The organism is Myxococcus xanthus, assembly GCF_006402735.1.
Lineage (GTDB): Bacteria > Myxococcota > Myxococcia > Myxococcales > Myxococcaceae > Myxococcus > Myxococcus xanthus_A.
Map to the genome: position 1 here is coordinate 6,851,470 of NZ_CP017174.1, position 19,969 is coordinate 6,871,438.

The 19,969-nt window shown below is 68.0% G+C and carries 14 protein-coding genes; 6 read left to right on the plus strand and 8 right to left on the minus strand.

From position 1 onward, the window contains the following. Nucleotides 1-311: 311 nt before the first annotated feature. The 3 genes from BHS09_RS28020 to BHS09_RS28030 are packed head-to-tail and all read right to left on the minus strand — an operon-like array spanning nt 312 to nt 6,709. Nucleotides 312-5,303: an OTU domain-containing protein gene (locus tag BHS09_RS28020; protein WP_140799574.1), complete on the minus strand. Its 4,992-nt coding sequence runs from the start codon at nt 5,301-5,303 to the stop codon at nt 312-314. Nucleotides 5,304-5,321: 18 nt separating this feature from the next. Beyond that, nucleotides 5,322-6,299, minus strand: a complete 978-nt coding sequence (locus BHS09_RS28025; protein ID WP_237077508.1) for a peptidoglycan-binding domain-containing protein — start codon at nt 6,297-6,299, stop codon at nt 5,322-5,324. A 23-nt stretch (nt 6,300-6,322) separates the two neighbouring features. Further along, the gene (locus tag BHS09_RS28030; RefSeq protein ID WP_237079878.1) at nt 6,323-6,709 is read right to left on the minus strand and encodes a hypothetical protein; all 387 of its coding nucleotides are present in this window, start codon (nt 6,707-6,709) and stop codon (nt 6,323-6,325) included. A 269-nt stretch (nt 6,710-6,978) separates the two neighbouring features. Between BHS09_RS28030 and BHS09_RS28035 the strand changes: the two genes are divergently transcribed. From BHS09_RS28035 to BHS09_RS28055, 5 genes are all read left to right on the plus strand, one after another. Next, nucleotides 6,979-9,057, plus strand: a complete 2,079-nt coding sequence (locus tag BHS09_RS28035; protein ID WP_140799575.1) for a prolyl oligopeptidase family serine peptidase — start codon at nt 6,979-6,981, stop codon at nt 9,055-9,057. 178 nt (nt 9,058-9,235) lie between these two features. Next, nucleotides 9,236-10,324 carry a fatty acid desaturase gene (locus BHS09_RS28040; RefSeq protein ID WP_140799576.1) on the plus strand — a complete coding sequence of 363 codons (1,089 nt, stop codon included), beginning with the start codon at nt 9,236-9,238 and terminating at the stop codon, nt 10,322-10,324. A 2-nt stretch (nt 10,325-10,326) separates the two neighbouring features. Beyond that, nucleotides 10,327-11,049, plus strand: coding sequence for a hypothetical protein (locus BHS09_RS28045; RefSeq protein WP_140794514.1), 723 nt, complete (start codon nt 10,327-10,329; stop codon nt 11,047-11,049). After that, nucleotides 11,042-12,118 carry a YheT family hydrolase gene (locus tag BHS09_RS28050; protein WP_140799577.1) on the plus strand — a complete coding sequence of 359 codons (1,077 nt, stop codon included), beginning with the start codon at nt 11,042-11,044 and terminating at the stop codon, nt 12,116-12,118. The genes BHS09_RS28045 and BHS09_RS28050 overlap by 8 nt, the downstream gene beginning before the upstream one ends. Then, complete coding sequence (locus BHS09_RS28055; protein WP_237077510.1) at nt 12,039-12,491, plus strand: acyl-CoA thioesterase; 453 nt, start codon at nt 12,039-12,041, stop codon at nt 12,489-12,491. Before BHS09_RS28050 ends, BHS09_RS28055 begins: the two co-directional genes overlap by 80 nt. 22 nt (nt 12,492-12,513) lie before the next feature. Here the strand turns inward: BHS09_RS28055 and BHS09_RS28060 are convergent, their stop codons facing one another. The 5 genes from BHS09_RS28060 to BHS09_RS28075 form a co-directional block, all read right to left on the minus strand. After that, nucleotides 12,514-13,965, minus strand: coding sequence for an NAD(P)/FAD-dependent oxidoreductase (locus tag BHS09_RS28060; protein ID WP_140799578.1), 1,452 nt, complete (start codon nt 13,963-13,965; stop codon nt 12,514-12,516). Nucleotides 13,966-14,079: 114 nt separating this feature from the next. Beyond that, nucleotides 14,080-14,232, minus strand: coding sequence for a hypothetical protein (locus BHS09_RS38925; RefSeq protein WP_163884630.1), 153 nt, complete (start codon nt 14,230-14,232; stop codon nt 14,080-14,082). Further along, a complete protein-coding gene (locus BHS09_RS28065; protein WP_140794517.1) occupies nt 14,229-15,686 on the minus strand; it encodes an aKG-HExxH-type peptide beta-hydroxylase in 1,458 nt (485 codons plus the stop codon). Before BHS09_RS28065 ends, BHS09_RS38925 begins: the two co-directional genes overlap by 4 nt. Further along, nucleotides 15,683-17,170 carry an aKG-HExxH-type peptide beta-hydroxylase gene (locus BHS09_RS28070; protein WP_140799579.1) on the minus strand — a complete coding sequence of 496 codons (1,488 nt, stop codon included), beginning with the start codon at nt 17,168-17,170 and terminating at the stop codon, nt 15,683-15,685. Before BHS09_RS28070 ends, BHS09_RS28065 begins: the two co-directional genes overlap by 4 nt. A 310-nt stretch (nt 17,171-17,480) precedes the next feature. Then, nucleotides 17,481-17,978, minus strand: coding sequence for a GNAT family N-acetyltransferase (locus tag BHS09_RS28075; protein WP_140794519.1), 498 nt, complete (start codon nt 17,976-17,978; stop codon nt 17,481-17,483). A 469-nt stretch (nt 17,979-18,447) separates the two neighbouring features. Here BHS09_RS28075 and BHS09_RS28080 point away from each other — a divergent pair, with 469 nt between their 5' ends. After that, entirely contained in the window at nt 18,448-19,938 is a 1,491-nt protein-coding gene (locus tag BHS09_RS28080) for a ricin-type beta-trefoil lectin domain protein (RefSeq protein ID WP_140796632.1), read from the plus strand. Nucleotides 19,939-19,969 lie beyond the last annotated feature (31 nt).

The window sequence follows — 19,969 nt, forward strand, 5'->3', positions numbered from 1 at the left end:
ACTTCGTTGTCTGCTCATGTTGTGTATCTCCAGGTTGGCTGCGTCATTCTCATACGCTCCGCCGCGACGAGCGTCCATGTGCTTGGCCGTTGACGCGAGCCGGCGGACGTGCCCCGCTCCGGAGTCACACCCTTCGTGCACCGGGAACCGCCAGTGAGTGCAGATGGAATGCGTGTCTTTGGCGCCCCTCAGCAGAGGGCACCACCACTGGATGTGTTTAGATTGAGAGTGACGCCAGACTTGCGACTCATGGAAGGCCGGAGCCCTCCAGCGCACGCCGCGTCACGGCCCATGGTCGCCACTTTCGGCCCCTACTTCTGCTTCTTGGGGCCCGCCTCATCGCCCTCCATCCATACGGGAGGCGGTGGCGGCTCGTCATCGCCACTCATGAGCTGGACCTCTTCATCCTCCTCGGCGCTCGCGGGCTCCCCCAGGAGCCTTTGTTTTTTGTTTCTCGACGGCGCAACCTGTCCCGAGCCCGAGAACGCTGCGGTCCCCCAGTCCGCTGGGCTCATCTCATCGGTGGCGTCGTCGTCGTCCTCCTCCTCGTCCTCATGGACGAAGCCGCGCTCCTTGCGCTTGACTCCCCTGGAGTTGTCCTCCAAGGCCTGCCACTCCTCGATGCCCTGCATCGAAGCGTCGTCCTCGACGACCTGCTCCTGCGACGCCACGCTCCGGACGTAGACCTCCGTACAACGCCAGCACAACGCCTCCAGGCGCTCGCGCAGATAATCCAGCGTCCGAGGCGCGTGTTTGTCGAGCTTCCCCAACTCCGTGCCAAGAACGATGCGCCCCTCATCGTCTCGTTCGAGCACGAGCCTGCGGTACTGGCCGCTCTCCACCTTCTGGGTGAGCACGTCCAGGTCCTCGTCGAGCATCGCCTTGTTCTTCTCGTAGTCCTTGTCCGACAGCAGCCCCGTCTCAGGGGAAGTCGCGCCGGAGAAGAGCAGCGTCCTCAACGAGACGACGTTCGGCTGCCCCAGGACGCTCGTGCTGGAGTCATCTCCCATGAAGGCCGCCTGGCTCATCACGACCGAGACCTCTTGCACGTGGAGGTCCGACGCCTGCTGCCGCACCACGGTAGGCACGAGCACGTTCACCTGCGAGACGACCAGCACCGTGCCCAGGTGCTTGTTTGCCCAGTCGATGAGTTCGTCGATCTTCTTCGTCAGGTGCGCCCACGTCCTGGGCGCCTTGCCCGGCAACCCGGCGACTCCCGTCCCGATGTCCACATGGCCCCGCGAGTGGTTCCACGGCACCACCAGCGTGGTGTACTTGCCGCTCTTCAGGAGTTGGACGGCCTCGGCACAGTCCTCATCGATGGCCTGCTGGTTCTTCGCGAGGTCCGTGTCCTCCATCCCCTTGCCCGGCACCCAGCACGTGCGAATCCCGAGCGCGTTCGAGTTCATCCGAATGACGGCCTGAGTGTTCGGCTGGGGGTATCTGGCCTTCTTCGCGACGGCGTTCTCCCCGAAGAGGAAGAGCGCGTGCGGGTGGTGGGTGGGGGTGTCGAACTGGAAGTAGCACGTGTGAGGCCACTTGCAGACCGGGCCCACCGTGTGCGGAGCCGACGCGGCGGTGGCGCTCTGCGTCGACGTCGCCGCTGTCCGCGGAGACTCGACCGTCTTCGAACCAGGCTGGGGTGCCTGCCCCTCGTCGCGGCGGCGGCGCTCGCTGAGCGCTCCCAGTTCGGCGGGGAATGCCGCGGCCGCGGGAAGCGGCGCATCCGCAGGCCCCACCGCCTCGTAGTGTGCGTTGCCCAGGTTCACCAGCCGGAGCAGCGGCCGCGCCGCGTGTCCCTCGGTGCGCGGCACGAAGTCCACCAGGTCCGTCCAGTACGAAGTCGCCCCCGTCCGGGCGAACATCTCGAAGCGAACCTGGAACAGGTGGGACGCCGCCGCCAGCACCACGTGGTCGCCCCAAACCCTGTCCCGGCTCATGGCCCGCAGGTACTGGCGCCAGGGGTCCATGCCCGCCACGCGGCGATAGGCGGGCTCCTGCGGCCAGGCCTCACGGTGCCAGTCGAGCAGCAGCCCCATGTCCTGCCGGAACGTCGCCGCCGTCGCGGGCCCCACCATTCCCCCATTGTCCAGCGACTGCCCGGCGAGCAGGTCCTCCAGGTGGTTGACCACCGCCTGGCGCACCTCGCGGTGGTGCTCCTCGGTGCCGAAGAGCAACTGGGATAGCGAGCGGAACAGACAGTCCCCCCCGCCCGCGTTGTAAACCCGCCCCTGGTGGATGGAGCCTAGGTAGCTGTCCAGCGAGATGCCCTGGCCGCCCCCCTTGTCCTTCCCCATCTCCGACTCCAGCGCGGGCCGATGGTCCCAGTACGCCTCCCGGTCGAAGCCCGCGCTCCGCAGCGCGGCGAACGTCTCCCGCCACTGCATGGCCTCCGCCACCAGCGCGTTGGAGCGGGCATGGTCCGAAGCGGGGACCTTCTCCGCGGCGTCCAGAATCGCGCCGAGCGCCTCCGTGGCTTCGTCATCCGCGACCTGGGACTGCTGATAGGCGGCACACAGTGCTTCCAAGTGGCCCAGCTCGGAGGACGCCGTCTCGGCGGCGACCTCCACCTCCACCTCCTCCACGACCAGCGCCTCCTCGCCGCTGTAGATGAGCCGCAGGTCGGAGACGAGCGGCATGTGGTCGCTCAGCTTCTTCGCGGCGGCCATGACCTCTTCCCAGCGCGCGTCCTCCGAGCCCGTGAGCTTCACGCCCGGGGCACGCAGCTGGTCGAAGATCCGCTTGTCCTCGGGCAGCTCCGCGTCCTCCAGTTGGATGAGCCGCCAGAACGGCTGGAGGTGCTTGGGCAGCAGGTCGCCGTGGATGAAGAAGAGCCCCTTCTCCTTCTCGTCCGCGAGCGCCATGGGAAACGGGATGACGTAGACCGACGACTGCTCCAGCATCCAGCCATCCGTCCGCCGCGAGTACACGAGAATCTTGTCGTAGCCGCTCGCCCCGTAACGCTGCTGCGGAGGAGTGATGAACGACTCGATGTGGGCCAGCACGTCCTCCGCGGACGAAAACATTGGCCGCAGCTCGTGGCCCGTCGACATCTTGAAGGGGGCGAACATCTCCGGCTTCACCCGGCTGTTGACGAAGCTTCGGAGCGTCTTGAGCGAGCCGTCCCCGAACGCATTCTCGCTGTCCACGGCCCAGCTGCCGAACTTGCTCTTGGCGATGGTCGAGAGTTGGGGCGCCATGTCGTACAGGTGGCTCGCATCCGCCTCCGGCCCCAGCAGCGTCTGGAAGAACTGGTGGAACGACAGGCGCTCCACGCAGGTGTCGATGTACGGCGTGCCATCCTTCGCGAGCTCGGCCTTGGGCCGCGCGGTGTCGATGTTCAGGTCCGAGAGCACCACGCCGAGCACCTTCTCCTGGCGCTCGTCCTTGCAGTACTGAAGGAAGGCGCGAAAGTCCGTGCCGCGCGCGTTCTTGTTGCGGTCTCCCGGCGCGGGGGGATGCCACGCCACCACGCTCACCTCGGGCGCGTTCCGCACCTGCGCCAGCCGCACCGGAATCCGGATGGGCTCCCGCTTGCTGTAGAGACTCTTGACGGTCTGCGCCTGCTCTTCCTCCGCTTCGTCCCCCATCGTGGTGTCGACATCCATTGACGAGGATTCGCCACCCGGCGAGCGCTTCGCCACGTAAGCACTGAGGTACGAGATGGCCGATTCGTCCACGTCCAACTTGGACTTGCGCCACAGGACACCGTACGCCTCATCCTGGGTGTAGAGCCCCTTGACGGGCTTGTCGGGCACCTCCGCGGGCCACGACGCATAGACCTCCTCACCGCGCGCCTTGCACTGGTCGTTCAGCGCATCACGGATGCGAAGGAACTCGCGCAGACCCGCGTGCGACTCCGGCGCGTCCTCCACCTCGCCCTTGCGCTCCTGGTACTCGGCGAGCTTCTTTTCGTAGACGCGCTGCAGATGCGCGTCGTTGGAGCGGTGCAGGCAGTTCTCGAGGACCTGCTCCTGCCTGGCTGGGACCTTCTTGGCGCCCAGGCCCGCGATGACCGCCAGGTAGCGGTGGAACAGGATGCCGCAGTGCTCGCGGAGAAGCGCGATGCCAAGCTTCGCCAACTCGTCCCGCTTCTCCTTCTCCTTCGCCTCCGCGCCTCCCTTCTTCGAGTCCTTCTCCTTCGACGTGTAGCGGTTCGCATGGGGCTGGAGCCAATCGTAGTAGCCCTCCTCCACGAGCAGCCGCACGCAGAGCAGGCAGTAGGCATCCAGCTTCGCCTGCTTCTTCCCGTGCACGTCGATCGACGTCGCGACGAGCGCCTCGGGCGGGTCCTCGTCTTCTTCGGCGTCCTCGTCCTTCGCCTTCTTCACCGGAGGCTTGCCAAAGCGCTTCACGAGGTCTGGCTCACAGGCCCCCCAGGCCGCATCGAGCCTGCCCGCGATGATGCCCAGCCTGTCGGGTCCCAGCGCCCGCGAGGTCTCGCTCCACTCGATATGGGAGGGGTCCCACGCCTCGGCGTCCGTGCCCTGTTCGTCACGTGGCCAGATGGTCCGCCGCACGTGCTCCGCGAAGTGCTTCGCCAGGTCGTTGAGGAGCGCCGCCTCCTGCTCCGCAATCTGACCGACCAGTGTGTCGGGGGCGGTCTTGACCTGGTAGCCATTGGGCTCGACGAATGCCGACGCCAGTCGCATCAACACCGGAAGCTTCGTTCCGCTGCCTCCGCGCCCCGTGTGCTGCTTCATCTGGACCGGCGGCTTGGGCTCCACCAGACGGATGCCACCCTTCTTCTTCAGCTCCAGGATGGTGACGATGTCGGCGTTCGCCGTGCGGATGACATGGGCCAGGGCGGCAATGGTCCACGGCTTGCGCACCGGGAGCGTTCCGCTCGGGCCTCCGCCCAGGTCCGCGATGTTCCACAGGAGCGTCCGCAGTGGGAAGCTCGGCGGAACCACGGGCTTGTCGGAGACGGTGGTCTCCGCACCCAACGGGACACAGCGCTCCTCGGCGACGTCGTCGCCCATCGTGTTGGACGGTGGCGACTCCGGAGGCGTGATGTCGTCGGTGACCAGCGATGCCCGGAGCGTCTCATCACGCATCTCGTTGCTGGAGAGCCGGTACGACTCCTCGTCGTCCAGGAAGTCGTCCAGGACGTCGTCGTAGTCGCCGCTCTCCAGCCGCTCGACCTCTTCCTGAGCGTCCTCCTCGAAATCGGCCCCCATCGAGTCGAGGGGGGGCGGAGTGCTGGGAGGGGCCGAGACCAGCACCGCGCCGCATTCCAAGCAGCGCGGCGGCGTCACGGACAGGTCGCGCATCGTGCCGAGCGCGCAGTTGGGGCACTGCATGACGAAAGACCTCCGGTGCTACGAGCGGTGCAACAGGCCCAACGCGGCGCAGGTCGCCTCGTCGGCCTCTCCGCTCGGAGGCAGCCCGAGCGCGTACTGGAACCACTCCACGGCCAGGCGCGTCTTCGGGCCGAACTGGCCACGCTCGCCGCCACAGGAGAACCCCAGGTTCTCCAGTCGCTCCTGCAAGCCCTCCGGAGCGCTCGTCGCACGCAGCGCCGCGAAGCGCAGCGTCACCTTGCGCTCGTCGTCGCGGCCGGGCGACACCGTCACCTCGCCCCGCGCCGCGCGTGCGGGCAGTACCTGCGCCATACGGCCCTCCGCGTCCGTCATGCCCTCGCGCGCGGGCAATTCCTCCTCGTCGTCCAGCCACACCTTCAACAGGTAGGGCTGGTGCGCTCGGGGGTGGTGCGTGCCGTCGCGCAGCACCACCACCAGGGACAGGGGAAGCCCGATGCGGTGAACCACATGCCGGAAGCCGGTCTCCACCGCCGTCCACTCGTGGGAGAACGGCCGCACCTCCACACGCGTTCCCGGCGCAGGGGCCACCTCCGGGGTGAGCGGCTGCCCCGTGCTCGAATCGATGAGCCGCGAGGGACGCACACCCAGCTTCGCCGCCAGCACCGCGAGCGACTCCGTCCCTTCGCACGTCCAGGACAGCGGCTTCGGTCGTGAGACGGAGCCCCAACGAGGCGCTGCGCCCGCGGCGCGCGGAGGCAGGGGAAGCCGGCCGAGCACCCGCCACAGCGCGGGCTCCACGTCGAGCAACCGGAAGCGGTAGCGCCCCACCTCGAGCCCCTCGAACAGCGCGACGCCGTGCTCGTCGGTGCGCGTGCGCAGCGCCGCGTCCGCCGTCTCCTGCGCCAGCTCCACCGCTACGCCGGACAGCGGCGTCTCGCGGTCATCGACGACGACCACCTCCACCTGCCCCTTGCCCGCCTGCAATGGGCATGGAGCAACCGCCGGGTCCTGCCGTGAAGTCGAGGAAGGGGGCATGAGGCATCCAGGGAGAGGAAAAGTCAGCGGCCCTCGCCGGGCGCGGCGTGGCGGAGGCGGAAGGCCGCTTCCTTCCGCTGGTTCTGCGCTGCCACGTCCTCGCGGCGGCGGCGCTCGCGCACCACGCGGTGCAGACGCGCGACAGGGTCCGAAACGGAGGCGTCATCCAGCCACGAGCGCATCCACGCGTGGCGACGCTGTGACTCGAAGTCATCCCCCAGCGACTCGGCGAGCTGCACGTACACGCGCACGTCGTCGAGCGAGAAGATGCCCCGGTCCACCACCCTGCGCACCACCGGCTCGAGCCGCTCGCGGGTCCATCCAGGCTCCGCCGCCGAAGGCTCCGCGAGGAGCGCCGTGACGAGCTGCGCGACGCGGCTGTCCATCGCGGCGCTGCGCAACGAACTCATCTGCGACTCGCGAATCCGCAACAACGTTGAAACCGTCCCGATGGAGTGACGCGAGATTATTTCTGTTTCACGCGAATCAAACAAGGTGCCACGACGCGCTCCGCACCGAGCACCACGGCCTCCTGGAATTCGTCGGATTCACGCGCGAAATACCGGAGTTCGACACCGCGCCGCGCGAAGGTGGCCCCTTCGCGGTTGGGCTACAACCGCGCCGCGCCTTCCTGCCCGCACGTCCGTGCCAGGACCAACGCCCCGTGGAGGAACAGCCGATGACGCCCGTGGACCGGACCTGGAAGTACCCCTCCACACGCAGAGACGCGCGGAGCGGCTACACGCTGCACGGCCAGCGCTTCGACGACCCCTACGCGTGGATGGAACAGCTCGATGCGCCGGAGACGCAGGCGTGGATTTCCGAGCAGGAGGCCCTCACGCAATCGGTGCTCCACGCCCTCCCTGGCCGCGAGGCACTGCGCGAGGCGGTCACCCGCTCCGCGCGGCAGGCACGCAGGTCCCCGCCCATTTCCGCCGGTCCGGGAGGGCGTGAGTTCCTCTGGCAGGCAGAGGCCCGCGACGACAAGCTCAAGCTCCTGCTCCGGCGCCACGAAGGAGCGCCGTTGGAGACGTTGCTCGACCCCAATACGTGGGCGAGCAACGAGGTGCTCGTCTTCGCGGTCCCCTCCCCGGATGGCGCATTCGTCGCGTTCGGCAAGGCCGTGGGAAGCGCCCACGGCGCATTGATTCACGTACTCGAGATCTCAACGGGGAGGCTGCTGCAGGACCGCCCCCGAGGCACCAGCCACGCCTCGGTGGCCTGGCGGCCCGATGCATCCGGGTTCTTCTACGCCGCGAACCCCGACCCCGGCGAGGTGCCCACAGGCGAAGAGGCTCACTGGAACGCCGTCTACGAGCACCGGCTGGGCTCGGGCGCACCCGCCCGGCGCGTCTTCGGTGATGACCACGAGAAGGAATACTGGTGCACCGTCAAAGTGAGCGAGTGCGGCCGCTTCGCCGTGCTCGCGAAGTGGGACTACGTCCACGCCAACGTCATCACCCTGCTGCGCCTCGTGGACGATGCGCGCATCCCCGTGGCCACGGGGATGAAGTCCCTCAATCAGGTGCAGGTCATCGGCGAGTCCCTGCTCATCCACACCGACCTCGAGGCGCCTCGCGGCCGGCTCTGCACCGCGCCGCTGTCGGCGCCCACGCAGTGGCGGACGCTCATCCCTGAAAGCGAGCACACGCTTCAGACGGTCGCGGGCGTCGGCGGCCGGCTCTACGCCGTCTACTCACGCGCGGCGGCGCACCACGTGCGCATCCACGCCGAGGACGGCACCTGGCTGCGCGACCTGAAGCTCCCAGCCCTGGGCGCCGTGAATCGCAACGAGGGCGAGGGAATCGTCAGCGGCGTCAGCGGCCCATGGCGGGGCGACGAGGTGTGGGTGAACTTCATGTCGTACGTGCAGGCACCCTCTGTCTATCGCTACGACTACGACGCAGACCTGCTGACGCCGTACCACGTCCCCGACGTCGGGCTCGACGCGTCCAAATACGTGACGGAGCAGGTCTGGTACCCGTCGCTCGACGGCACCCGGGTGTCCATGTTCCTCGTCCACCGGAAGGACCTGCCGCGCGACGGACAGTGGCCCGTGAGGCTGAGTGGCTACGGCGGCTTCAACATCTCCGTGGAGCCGCGCTTCACGCCGCTCCAAGCCGCCTGGCTGAAGTGGGGCGGCGTGCTGGCCTTCGCCAACGTACGGGGCGGCGGCGAGTACGGCCGCGCCTGGCACGAGGCGGCCCTCAAGACACGTCGGCAGAACGCCTTCGACGACTTCATCGCGGCGGCGCGCTGGCTCGTCTCGGAGGGCTACACGGTGCCCGCCCGACTGGCCTCGCGAGGAAACAGCAACGGTGGGCTGCTGGTCGCCGTCACCGCCCTGCAGGCCCCAGCGTCCTTTGGTGCCGTCTTCTGCCGCGCGCCCACGCTCGACATGCTGCGCTTCCCGAGCTTCGGCTACCTGAGCTCGGCCACCGTCGAATACGGCTCACCCGAGGACCCGGTTGAGGGTGCCTACCTCGCGGGGTACTCGCCCTACCACAATGTCAGAGCCGGGCTCCGTTACCCCCGGATGGCCTTCGTCGCCGCGCTGAACGACCGGACCGCCCCTCCCCACGACCCGCTGAAGATGGTCGCCAGACTTCAGGCAGACGGCACGCAGGGCGGGCCCTTTCTCCTGCTCCCGCTTCGCGACTCCGGGCATGGGGGCGGCACCACCCTGACGGCGCTCATCGAGCAGGACGTCGACGAGCTCTGCTTCTACTGTGGGGCGCTCGGCGTCTCACCGGGTTGAGGCACCTGCGCCGCAGGGCCCGGCCCCCAGAGGCCCCGAGCCCGCAGGAGAATTCTGCGCCCGACGACGTCAAGCGACCCACCACTCCGGGGATTCTTGATTCGAGAATCAACGCGCGTTATGTCGGAAATCCCTAAATTGACAGCCCTCAGGGGAAGTCTGGGGATTCGGGGCAGCCATGCCATCTGACGCATCCACCGTTAGCGATTCTCGCGCCCAGTCCCAGGATTGGCGGGCGCGCACCCAGCGGAGCGTGGTCCAGCTCGTGGGATGCGTGGGCGCCTATGTCCTGCTCGCGGGGGCCAGCTATGTCTTCTTCGCCCAAAGCCTGGTGGGCGGCGTGGCGCTGGCGGTGCTCGCGGGCGTCGTGCTCGTCCGGGTCTTCATCCTCCAGCACGACTGTGCCCACCGCTCGCTGTTCCAGCGTCCGGTGACGAATGACCGGGTGGGCGTGGTGCTGGGCATGCTGACGCTGGCGCCGCACGCGTACTGGCGGGCCATGCACCTGGTCCACCACAGCACCAGCGGCGACCTCGACCGGCGCGGCGTGGGCGACATCGTGACGATGACGGCCCAGGAGTACCTGGCGCTCAAGCCCTCCCAACGCCTGCGCTACCGGCTGTACCGGCACCCCGCGGTCCTCCTGGGCGTGGGGCCCATCTTCCAGTTCCTGCTGCGCTTCCGCATGCCGGGCATCGTCGCCAAGGAGCGCAGGCCCGAGCGCCGCTCCATCCTGGTGACGAACCTTGCGCTGGTGGCCGTCCACCTCGCGTTCCTGGCGCTGGGTGACTGGCCCCGGTGGCTGGTGGTGCACCTCATCATCACCCAGGTGGCCGCGGGCCTGGGCATCTGGCTCTTCTTCGTGCAGCACCAGGTGGAGCGGCCCTACTGGGTTCCCCGGGCGCAGTGGTCCCTGAAGGGCTCGGCGCTCCAGGGCAGCAGTCACCTGGTGCTGCCGCGCGCGTTCGAGTGGCTCTTCGGCGCCATCAACCTGCACCACGTCCATCACCTGAAGCCCCAGATTCCCAACTACCTGCTGCGCGGTTACATGGAGCAGCACGGCCTGGCCGAAGAGGGCGTGAAGCTGGACTTGCGCGACTCGGTGCTCGCCTTCCGCCTCAAGGTGTACGACGAGGCCACCGGCAGGATGACGGGCTTTCCCCCTGTCCACGCGGGCCATGCCAGGACACCGCTGGCCTCCCCGCCCTCCATCGAGCCGACAGGTCAGCTGGTCCGACTGATGACCTGCTCCGGCGAGGAACGCTGAAAATGCCTGATTACGTCCATGTCCTCCTCGGACTCGTGCTGGGGTACGTCATCTCCTCGTACGTCGAGTCCTTCATGCACGAGTACGTGTCCGACGCGCGTCCGAAGGCGGTGCGCTTCTGGAACCGCGCGCCGCGGCTGTTCCGGCCGATGATCAACACGCACTTCTCCCACCACACCATCCACCACGTGAGGACTTTTCGGAGCAACCACGTGACGCAGTTCCGGAGCGAGGAGGAGAAGCAGAAGCTCACCGAGGAGCTGCTCCAGCGGGGCAAGCACGGCCGGACCATCATCAACGGCGCCTTCGCCACCCGGCTGCACGGCGAGGGCGCCTTCGTCTTCGTGGCCCCGCTGGTCATCTTCTTCCCGGTGTTCTACTTCACGCTCAAGCCCATTGCCTTCCTGGCCGGCTGCGTGACGCTGCTGCTGCCGCCCTTCATGAGCCACTTCGTCCACCCGTACCTGCACCTGCCCTTCGAGGAAGGACAGCGCACCGCGCCCCGGTGGCTGGCGTGGCTGCTGCGGACCCGCTACATGCGCGCCGTCTACCGCAACCACTTCCTGCACCACCGCTATGGCGGCGTGTCCAACTTCAACCTGGTGCTGGGGGCGGACATCGTGCGGCGGCGCACCCGCGTGCTGACAGAGAAGGACCTGGCCGTCATGGCCGAGGTGGGCATGCCGCTGCCCGAAGAGGCCCACACGCGGACCGTCCATGGCTGAGCACGCGAACGCCTTCCACGTCCCCTGGTGGCTGCGCTTCTCCCATGTGCAGACCGTCGTCCCCCACCTGGACCGGCGCCGACACGACGTGCTCACCGAGCACATCCGCCACGAGCTGGCGGACGGCGACTTCGTGGACGTGTACTGGCTGAACCGGACGCGGCCAGGGCCCTTGTTCATCCTGCTGCCCGGCATGCAGGGCACGCAGGACTCCACCTACGTCCGCAGCCTCCTGTCGGAGCTGGCCCTGCGCGGCCTGCGCGCGGCGGTGTTGTGCCACCGGGGCGGCGCCGTGCCCAACCGGCGGGCCCCCTTCTATCACGCGGGTTTCACCGACCACCTGGCCTGGCTGGCGCGCTTCGTCCGTGAGCAGGAGCCCCACACGCCACTCTATGGCGTGGGCTTCTCCCTGGGGGGCAGCATGTTGATTCGCTACCTGGCGGAGACGGGCCACGCCAGCCACTTGTCCGCCGCGGCGGCCGTGTCCCTCACGTTCTCCCTGGGCAGCACGGCCCGGCGGGCCTGCGAAGGCATCAACCAGCTCTACCAGCTCCGCGTGTTGAACTCGTACAAGCGCGTCGCGCGGCTCAAGACCCACCTGCCGGAGTTCGCCTCACGCGTTGGGACGCTGAACGGGATGCGCAGCATCCAGGCCTTCGACGAGGCCTTCACCGCGCCCCTCCACGGCTTCAAGGACGCGGAGGACTACTACGAGCGGTGCAGCAGCCAGCAATTCCTGTCGGGCATCGAAGTGCCCTTCCTCGTCCTCAACGCCGAGGACGACCCGCTCGTCGCCCGGGACACGCTCCCTGACGCACGCGCGCTGCGGGAGCACGTGCGGCTGGAGCTGACGCCGCATGGCGGGCACCTGGGTTTCATGTATCAGCGTTCCTCCGGGCTGGGTTACTACCCGCCGGCCCGGCTCATCTCGTTCTTCCTGCAGGAGCCGTCCGAAGCACATGAATCTCTATCTCAGGATGTTGTGGGTCATGCTCTCCTCGCTCTGGAAGCCGGAGATGCGCGTGGACGCGCTGACGAGCACGCTGGAGCAGCGCGTCCTGCCCAATGACCTGGACCTGAACCTGCACATGAACAACGGACGGTTCCTCACCGTCTGTGACTTGAGCCGGGTCGACCTGTTCATCCGGACGGGCCTGCTGGCGCTCATGCTCAAGCAGAAGTGGGCGCCCATCATCGTGCGCCACACCATGGACTACAAAAAGCCGCTTCGCCTGTTCCAGAAGTACACGGTGTCCATGTCGATTACCCGTTGGGACGAGAAGTACTTCTATGCCACCCACCAGTTCCTCTCGCGCGGGAAGGTGGTGGCGGAGGGCGAATCCACCGCGGTGCTGCTCGGGCGCGAGGGCGTCGTCCCTCCAGCGACGGTGCTTGAGGCGGTCACCGCCCGGCAGAACCGGACGGCGGTGGAGAGCCGCTGAGCGGCCCGGGCCTGGGCCCGCTTCACGCCCAGGCCTTGCGGACTTCCGCGTAGTAGTTGCGGAAGAACGGCACCATGGCCGCGCGATTGCTGTCGACGATGGCCAGGAGCTCCGGGGGCATGACGAACTCCTCCTCTCCCAGCGCGTCGTAGAGCGAGTCCAGCATCTGCTGGTAGAAGCGCGGGAAGGCGCGGTGCCAGCCCACCTTGGGCAGCCGGATGCCGTGCTCCCACCCCATGGCCAGGTAGTGCTTGAGCGCCTCCGCGCGCGCCTCCTTCAGCGTGTAGAGGGAGATGGGCTTGCGCTCCGGCAGGAAGTCCTCGGCCACCAGGCCGCTCTGCCCGCACATCCGCCGCGCCATGTGCTGCCCCAGCAGCGGGGAGAGGAACAGCCCGTCGCGGTACGTGCCCGTGAGCAGCCACAGTCCGTCCACGGACGTCGGTCCAATGAGCGGGCACGTGTCCACGGTGACGGGCCGGTTTCCCGCCTGCCAGGCCACGAGCTGCGCGGCGCAGAGGTCCTGGTCAATCTGCTCCAGGACGCACTCCAGCAGGAAGTACATGTCGGCCGGCGTGGTGCGAAGCATCGGCCGAGCCATCAGGATGTTCGTCGCGCCGAAGTAGAGCTGGTCGCCCCCGCGGGGCATGCCATGAAGGCCACAGGCAAAGGCCCGGTTCGGCGTGCGCACCACGTGCTGGAGCGACGGCCGGGGCACCTGGAGCAGCAGCGACGTCCCGCCGCCGCTGAAGATGCGGGGGATTCGCCGCGCCAGCTCCGGCAGCTCGTCGAGGACCGCCTGCGTCCCCACGCCCATGGCGAGCACCACCTGCGCGGCGCTCAGCGCGCGGCCATCCTCCAACCGCACGCCCGTCACGCGGCCCCCCTGGACGTCCAGCGTCTTGACCGCCCCATCCACGACAGACACCTGCGGCGACTGCTCCAGGGACAGAGTGAGCGCCCGCAGCAGGCGGCTCGCGTCCACCGAGCCCTCGCGGGGAAGGAACAGCGCCTGCTTGGGCCGGCAGTCCTCCGCGGGATTCAGGCCCGGCACCTGGTTGGGGTCCAGCAGTTCGTGGGGCTCTTCCTCATCCTTCACCGCCTGCTGGATGGCGATGAAGTTCTCATCCTCAATCGTCCCGGACTTGGCGTTGCTGAAGACAATGGTGCCGGCGCGGACCTGGACGTGCGCGTCCTCGGGCAGCTCGCCATTGAGCTGCTCCAGCCATGAAGGCCAGAGGCGCGCGGCGAGCACGCCCTTGGCATGCTTCGCGCGGCCCGGCGCGGTCCGCAACAAGGGCGCCGTCACTTCCCCATAGCACCCCAGCATCGCCCCAGCGGCGGGGGACGCTCCCGCGGGGCGGCTGACGGGACCGACCACGGCGATGCGCAGACGGGGGTCCACCAGCGTCAAGGCGCGCGCGGTCGCCAGGCCCAGCGCGCCGTTGCCCGCCACCACGATGTCATAGGTGTCCATTCGCTCGCTGTCCTCGGTGGCATGGGGATACGGCACAGCGCCCGCCGCATCCGGCTCGAGAGAGCGCGGACACGGCGGGCAGAACGTCAGGGCTTCAGGCTGACCCGACGGGGGTCAGTCCTCCTTCTTGGACGTGTCGTTGACGACGTAGGGAGGCCACCACTGGCGCTCCGCGCTCGACCCACACGTCACGCTCGGCTCCTGGAGCAGGTCCTTCTCGGCCACCAGGTTCTTCACGGTCTCCAGCCACTGCGATCCGTTGTTCATGCCACGTCTCCTTGCTGCCGTGTTGGCTCTACGAGGGTACTGCGTACTAGTGAGTCGAGCCCCGAACGCAACTGCCGGCGCGCCTCGTCCGGGGCCACTCTCGCGCCGACAACCTCGAGGTAAGCCCGCTCCATGTCGGAGTACGTCCGGCCGTCGCTGAGTTCGAAAATCAGCCACGCATTCAAGTCGAGCCAGTGGATGCGCGGCGCGGCCGGTGAGAACACCATCAAGCACTCGCCCTGCTTCGACGGGCGGACCCGCAGCCCGTTGACCTTGCGGTACGCGGCCCGCTCCTGCTCACAGGCTCGGGGACCGGCGTCCTTGAGGAAAAGCTCGCGGTCCACGGGCGCCAGGGACTCGCGCAGCCACCTGACGAAGTCGCGCCCCTGCGGTGTGAGCAGGTGGGCCCACTCCGTCAGCAACATCTCCCCCAAGTAGCGGGCCCGGTCCACCGAGCGGCCGTAGCGCGAGGCACTGTCGTTGTTCACCACCGACATCGCATGCGGGCGGGACACATACGCCGAGGGGTCCCCGAACCGCTCCGTCAGGGTGCGGTCCGCCGTGAGCGCGGCCGCCTTGAAGAGCGAGAGGTGCACGTAGACGTGGTAGGCGAACACCGTGCGGACGATGGACCAGCGGATGTCACGCCAGGGGACCTGGATGGTCTCCTCCGGGCGGGCCGCGAGCGCCACCGAACGCGTCGCATCGAAGAGCTTCATGTGAAGCCCTTCGTGCAGCAGACATCCGGCGACGTCCCAGGGGTTCCCGAGCTCCTCCAGCGACAGGAAGATGGTGGAGGGCGTCAGGTCTCCCCCCGCGGCGGACAGGACGGTGCCCCCTTCGAGCCGAGCGCTGAGCAGCGCGATGGCCTCGATGTGGGTCAGCGCGCTGGCGCCCGAGTCGGGCAGCAGCAGGGAGAGCAGCTCGATGGAGTCGTTGATCTTCCGCTGCGCGGTGGCGTCCGGGCTCAAGAGCGTGCCGCCGCTCTTGGACTTCGCGCCGAAGACGCCGTCGAACGCGGCATGCAGCGCCCGGGAGTACGGGTCCGCGGGCCGAGCCACATCCCACAGCCACTTCGGCACCTCCGAGCCCACCCGCCAGCGCGACGGCATGCGCGACTCGCACAGGCCCACCGGCAGCGCCTCCAGCGCGCCCGGCAGCATCTCCTCCAGCGGGTGCGGCGACGCCAGGTGGCCCGCCTCCAGGTCGGAGAAGGCCTGCTCCAGCGTCAGGCGCACGAGCGGGTCGAAGAAGACGCGGCGCGCGTCGGCGTCGCTGAGCGACTCCACCGCGGACGCGGCGCGCGCCAGGGACGGCAGCCGCTCCGCGAACAACTCCACGCCAAAGCGGTAACGGGTCAGCACCTTCGCCAGGATTCGCGGCGAGTCCCCGAACACAGAGTGCCTCGACAGCGCCCGGTCCGCGGTCTGAACGACGCCCAGGACACTCGTCACGGTGCACCTCCCTCGGTGACCTGCTCAATCATCCCGCTTGACTCCAGGCCCCTGAGCGTGGGCGCCAGCTGGGCCCAGGCGCGCTCGGCCCCGAGCCCCAGCGACGACGTGTACGAGGTGAGAACCTCTTCCTCCGTCTTGCCGTCACACAGCTCGAAGGCGAGCCACGCCGACAGGTTCAGGGTGACGATCTTCTGCGACGAGGGGTCCAGCGCGAACAACACCTCCGACGCCGGAGAGCGGCGCAACGAGAGGTCCCGCCCCTGCCGGTAACGCACCGAGGACGGCGCCCTGCTGGAGTTGGACGGTGCCGGCGTGGAGGCCGCGGCGCGCGGAGCGGTGTCGCCCGTGGCGACTCCGTCCACCAGGGGACGAACCGTGTCCCAGAGCCACGCGACGAGCTCGCGCCCGTAGGGCGTCACCCGGGGCGACAGCGGGCCCGAGAGCTGCGAGTGCAGGTACGCCAGCCGCTCCTCGGCCCGGGAGTAGGGCTTGACGTCGTTCTTCACCACCGACATCGCGTGGGCCGGAGCGTCGTAGTCACGGGGCGCGCCGAACTCCGCGTAGCAGTCCGGCCCCAGGTGCTTCACCGCCTCGCGGAACACCTGCATGTGCGCGTACGCGTGGTAGGCGAAGACGCTGTTGGACAGGGCCGTCCGCCGTCCCCAGGGCAGCTCCACCGGGTCGTCATCCGTCACGATGGCGCCCGTGCGAATCAGGTCGGAGAGCTTGAGGTGAATCGCCTCATGCAGGATGTGGCCCGCCGTGTCCCACGGGTTCTCCAGCTCGTCCGGGTCGATGAAAATCATGCACGGCGTGCCGTCGCCCCCGGAGCCGGTGAGCATCCGGCCACGCGGGCCCCGGATGTTCGCCACGGCGATGCAGTGCAGGTGCAGGAAGACGCTCTGCGCCATCTCCGGCACCAGCCGCCGGAGCAGCTCACAGGCCCGCTCCAGGCCTTCCACCATGCGTGGCGTCGGACGGATGATTTCGACGCTGCTCTTGGCCCCAGGCATGAACCCGGTGCGGATGCTGTCGCGCAGCAGGTCCCCGACCCGCGACGGTGTGTCCGGGAGGTCCCAGACCCAGGTGCGGCCCGAAGGCCCCACCGTGAAGTCACGCCCCATCGCCTTGCGCGCGACGGACAGCCGACGGCTCTCCTCCAGCGAATCGAGTGCCTCTCCGAGCAGCGCCGGGAAGGTGTCACGCACCGCCCCTACCCGCCCCGTCGTCTCCAGCTTGCTGATGGCCGTCTCCAGCGCGGCGCGCACGAGCAGGTCACCGAACAAGACATTCACAGACGCGGTGTCCAGCGCCTCGACGCGCTCCGTCAGTGCTCGCAACCGCGCGTCCTGGCGCGACAACACCTCTAGAACGAACTTGTAGCGTTCGATGACACGCAACACGATTTTCAATGAGTTCCCAAACGGCTCCTGATGCTGGAACCGATGGTCGAGCTGCCGGATGACCTCAATCTGTTGCACGCTGCTCTCTCCTCGGACGACAGATTCATCAAAAAATCCGTATCCCGGCATAAACAGCATTTCGAAATTTCAAGGTACCAACCCTTGAAGCCTGTCACAAGCACCTGACGACGAAACAGCGTCCTGCCCTCGCTATTTCCCGCAAAAATCAGACAGCTATGTCTGGAAATAAATTGTCTCAGTGAAGTAGTGAAGACGCGTTGCGTTGGCTCGCCCGGAGCACCGCGCCCAACCCCAAAGACAGCCAGCAGCGCATCGACCGCAGGAAGCAGTTGGAGTTGGGCATGGAACGATTGTCGTGCCTACGGCCTCATCCTGCCTTCCCTTTCGCGCCCTCTTCTCGATTTCGGACATAGACGTCCGGGTCATGGCGCTCCATGAAGCGCGCGGGCGCGCCCAATGGCTGAAAGCCGTAACGCGCATAGAGTGAATGGGCATCTCGCGTGGCGAGCAAGAACCGCCGAAGCCCTTGCAGGTCGGGATGCGCGAGCAGCGCCTCCATCATCCACTGGCCCAGACCCCGCCCCTGGTACGACTCCAGGACGAAGACGTCACAAAGATAGGCGAAGCTCGCGCGGTCGGTGACGACGCGGGCGTAGCCCACCTGGCCTCCAGACGAATAGAGCCCAAAGACGAGCGAGTTCCGGGCGGCCCGTTCGACCGTCTCCCGGGGAATGCCCGCGGACCAGTATGAGCGGGACAGGTAGCCATGGACGACGTCCAGGTCGATGCGCGCGGGGTCGTCGGAGGCGACGAACCCGTCATCGCGGTGGACTTCGTAGGGAATGGACTCAGTGTGGGTGCGCATGAGCGTGACGCCATCCTACGTCCTCCCAGCGTGTCGCTCGCTGTGCTGCATCCAGGGAGCAGTACAGTTCGTCGCGCGCGTCAGGGACAGGCCACCACGACCTTGTCCACCTTGGTACGGCAGCGCGTCCGCGTGTGCCGCGCTGCCACACAGCAGCAGTCCCAACGTCAGCCAGTTCGATTTCGGCCTGACGCAGGGTGGTAACACCTGTCACCAGCCGAGGACGGCTGTCACCACCTGTCCGTCATAAAATTGCGAGTGGGGCATACGCCATCACCTCACTCCCCCCTGGAAGGCTCTGCACCCGCGTTGGCATGCCGCATGCTCATGCGGACTCCACATCACGCCAGGGAATCCCTCTCACTCCCACGCGCAGGCGATGTCCCCTGCCCTGGCGTTCGCTCTGCCGCGGGAACACTCCCCATCTACTTCCATGAATCGAATGTCTGATTGGCTTTCTACCGCAGCGATGTTCGCTGGCCTTGCCACCCTGACGGGCCTGCCGATGGCCGCCGAGGCCTCGAACGATGTGTCGCCAGAAATCGTCTCCGCGATGCGCCGGGACCTTGGGCTCACCGAGCAGCAGGTGCATCAGCGCCTGTCCTTCGAGGCGAAGGCGCCCGGGCTGGAGCAGACGATGCGTGAACAACTGGGCGACGCCTTCGGTGGCGCCTGGCTCGACGCGGAGGGCGGCCAGCTCATCGTCGGTGTCACCGACGAGTCCCGCCTCGCCAAGGCCCGGGTCGCCGGCGTGAGGACCGTGCGCGTGGCGCGGAGCCTGGCGCGGCTGGGGCAGGTGAAGGCGGAGCTGGACCAGAACGTCCAGGCGCTCTCGCCCGCCATCCACTCCTGGTACGTCGACCTGCCGACGAACAGCGTCGTTGTCTACGTGGACGCCTCCAGCCAGACGAAGCTACGCGCGGATGCCTTCATCGCGCAGAGCTCGGGCCTGAAGGACGGCAGCCTCCGCGTGGTGGCCTCCACCCACGCGCCCGAGCCCGCCTACGACCTGCGCGGCGGTGACCCGTACTACTTCAGCAACTACCGCTGTTCGGTGGGCTTCCCCGTCAACGGGGGCTTCGTCACCGCCGGCCACTGCGGCGGCGCCGGCACGCCCACCACGGGGCACAACGGCGTGGCCCTGGGCACCATCCGTGGCTCCGTCTGGCCCGGCTCCGACTACGGCTGGGTGGCCACCAATGGCTCGTGGACCCCACAGCCGTGGGTCAACAACTACAGCGGCGGCAACGTCACCGTCGCGGGCTCCCAGGAGGCTCCTGTGAATGCTTCCATCTGCCGCTCCGGCTACACCACCGGCTGGCGGTGCGGCGTGCTCCAGGCGAAGAACATCACCGTCAACTACTCCGTCGGGCCCGTGTACGGCCTGCACAAGACGAACGCGTGCGCGGACGGCGGAGACTCCGGCGGCTCCGTCATCTCCGGCAACCAGGCCCAGGGCGTGACGTCCGGCGTGGCGGGCACGTGTGCCAACGGCAATCCGCCGCAGACGTTCTACCAGCCCGTCAACCCCATCCTGGGCGCCTACGGCCTGACGCTCCGCACGACGGGCGGCGGCAGCAGCGGACGGTCCTTCGTGTCGCGCCTCAACGGCAAGTGCATCGACGTGCCCAACTCCAACTTCTCCGACGGCGTGCAGCTCCAGATGTGGGACTGCAATGGCACGAACGCGCAGCGGTGGACCTTCGTCAACGGCACCGTTCAGGCAGGCGGCAAGTGCATGGACGTGGCCTGGGCCTCCACGGCCAACGGCGCGGCCATCCAGTTGGCCAACTGCAGCGGCAACCCGGCACAGCAGTTCGTGCTGAGCGGCGCGGGTGACCTGGTCAGCGTGCTCGCCAACAAGTGCGTGGACATCGTGAACCACAACACGTCCAGCGGCGCCCGGCTCATCATCTACGAGTGCACGGGCAACCCGAACCAGAAGTGGGACTACCGCTGAACCCTCCGTCGCCTGAACGAGCGACCCGGGT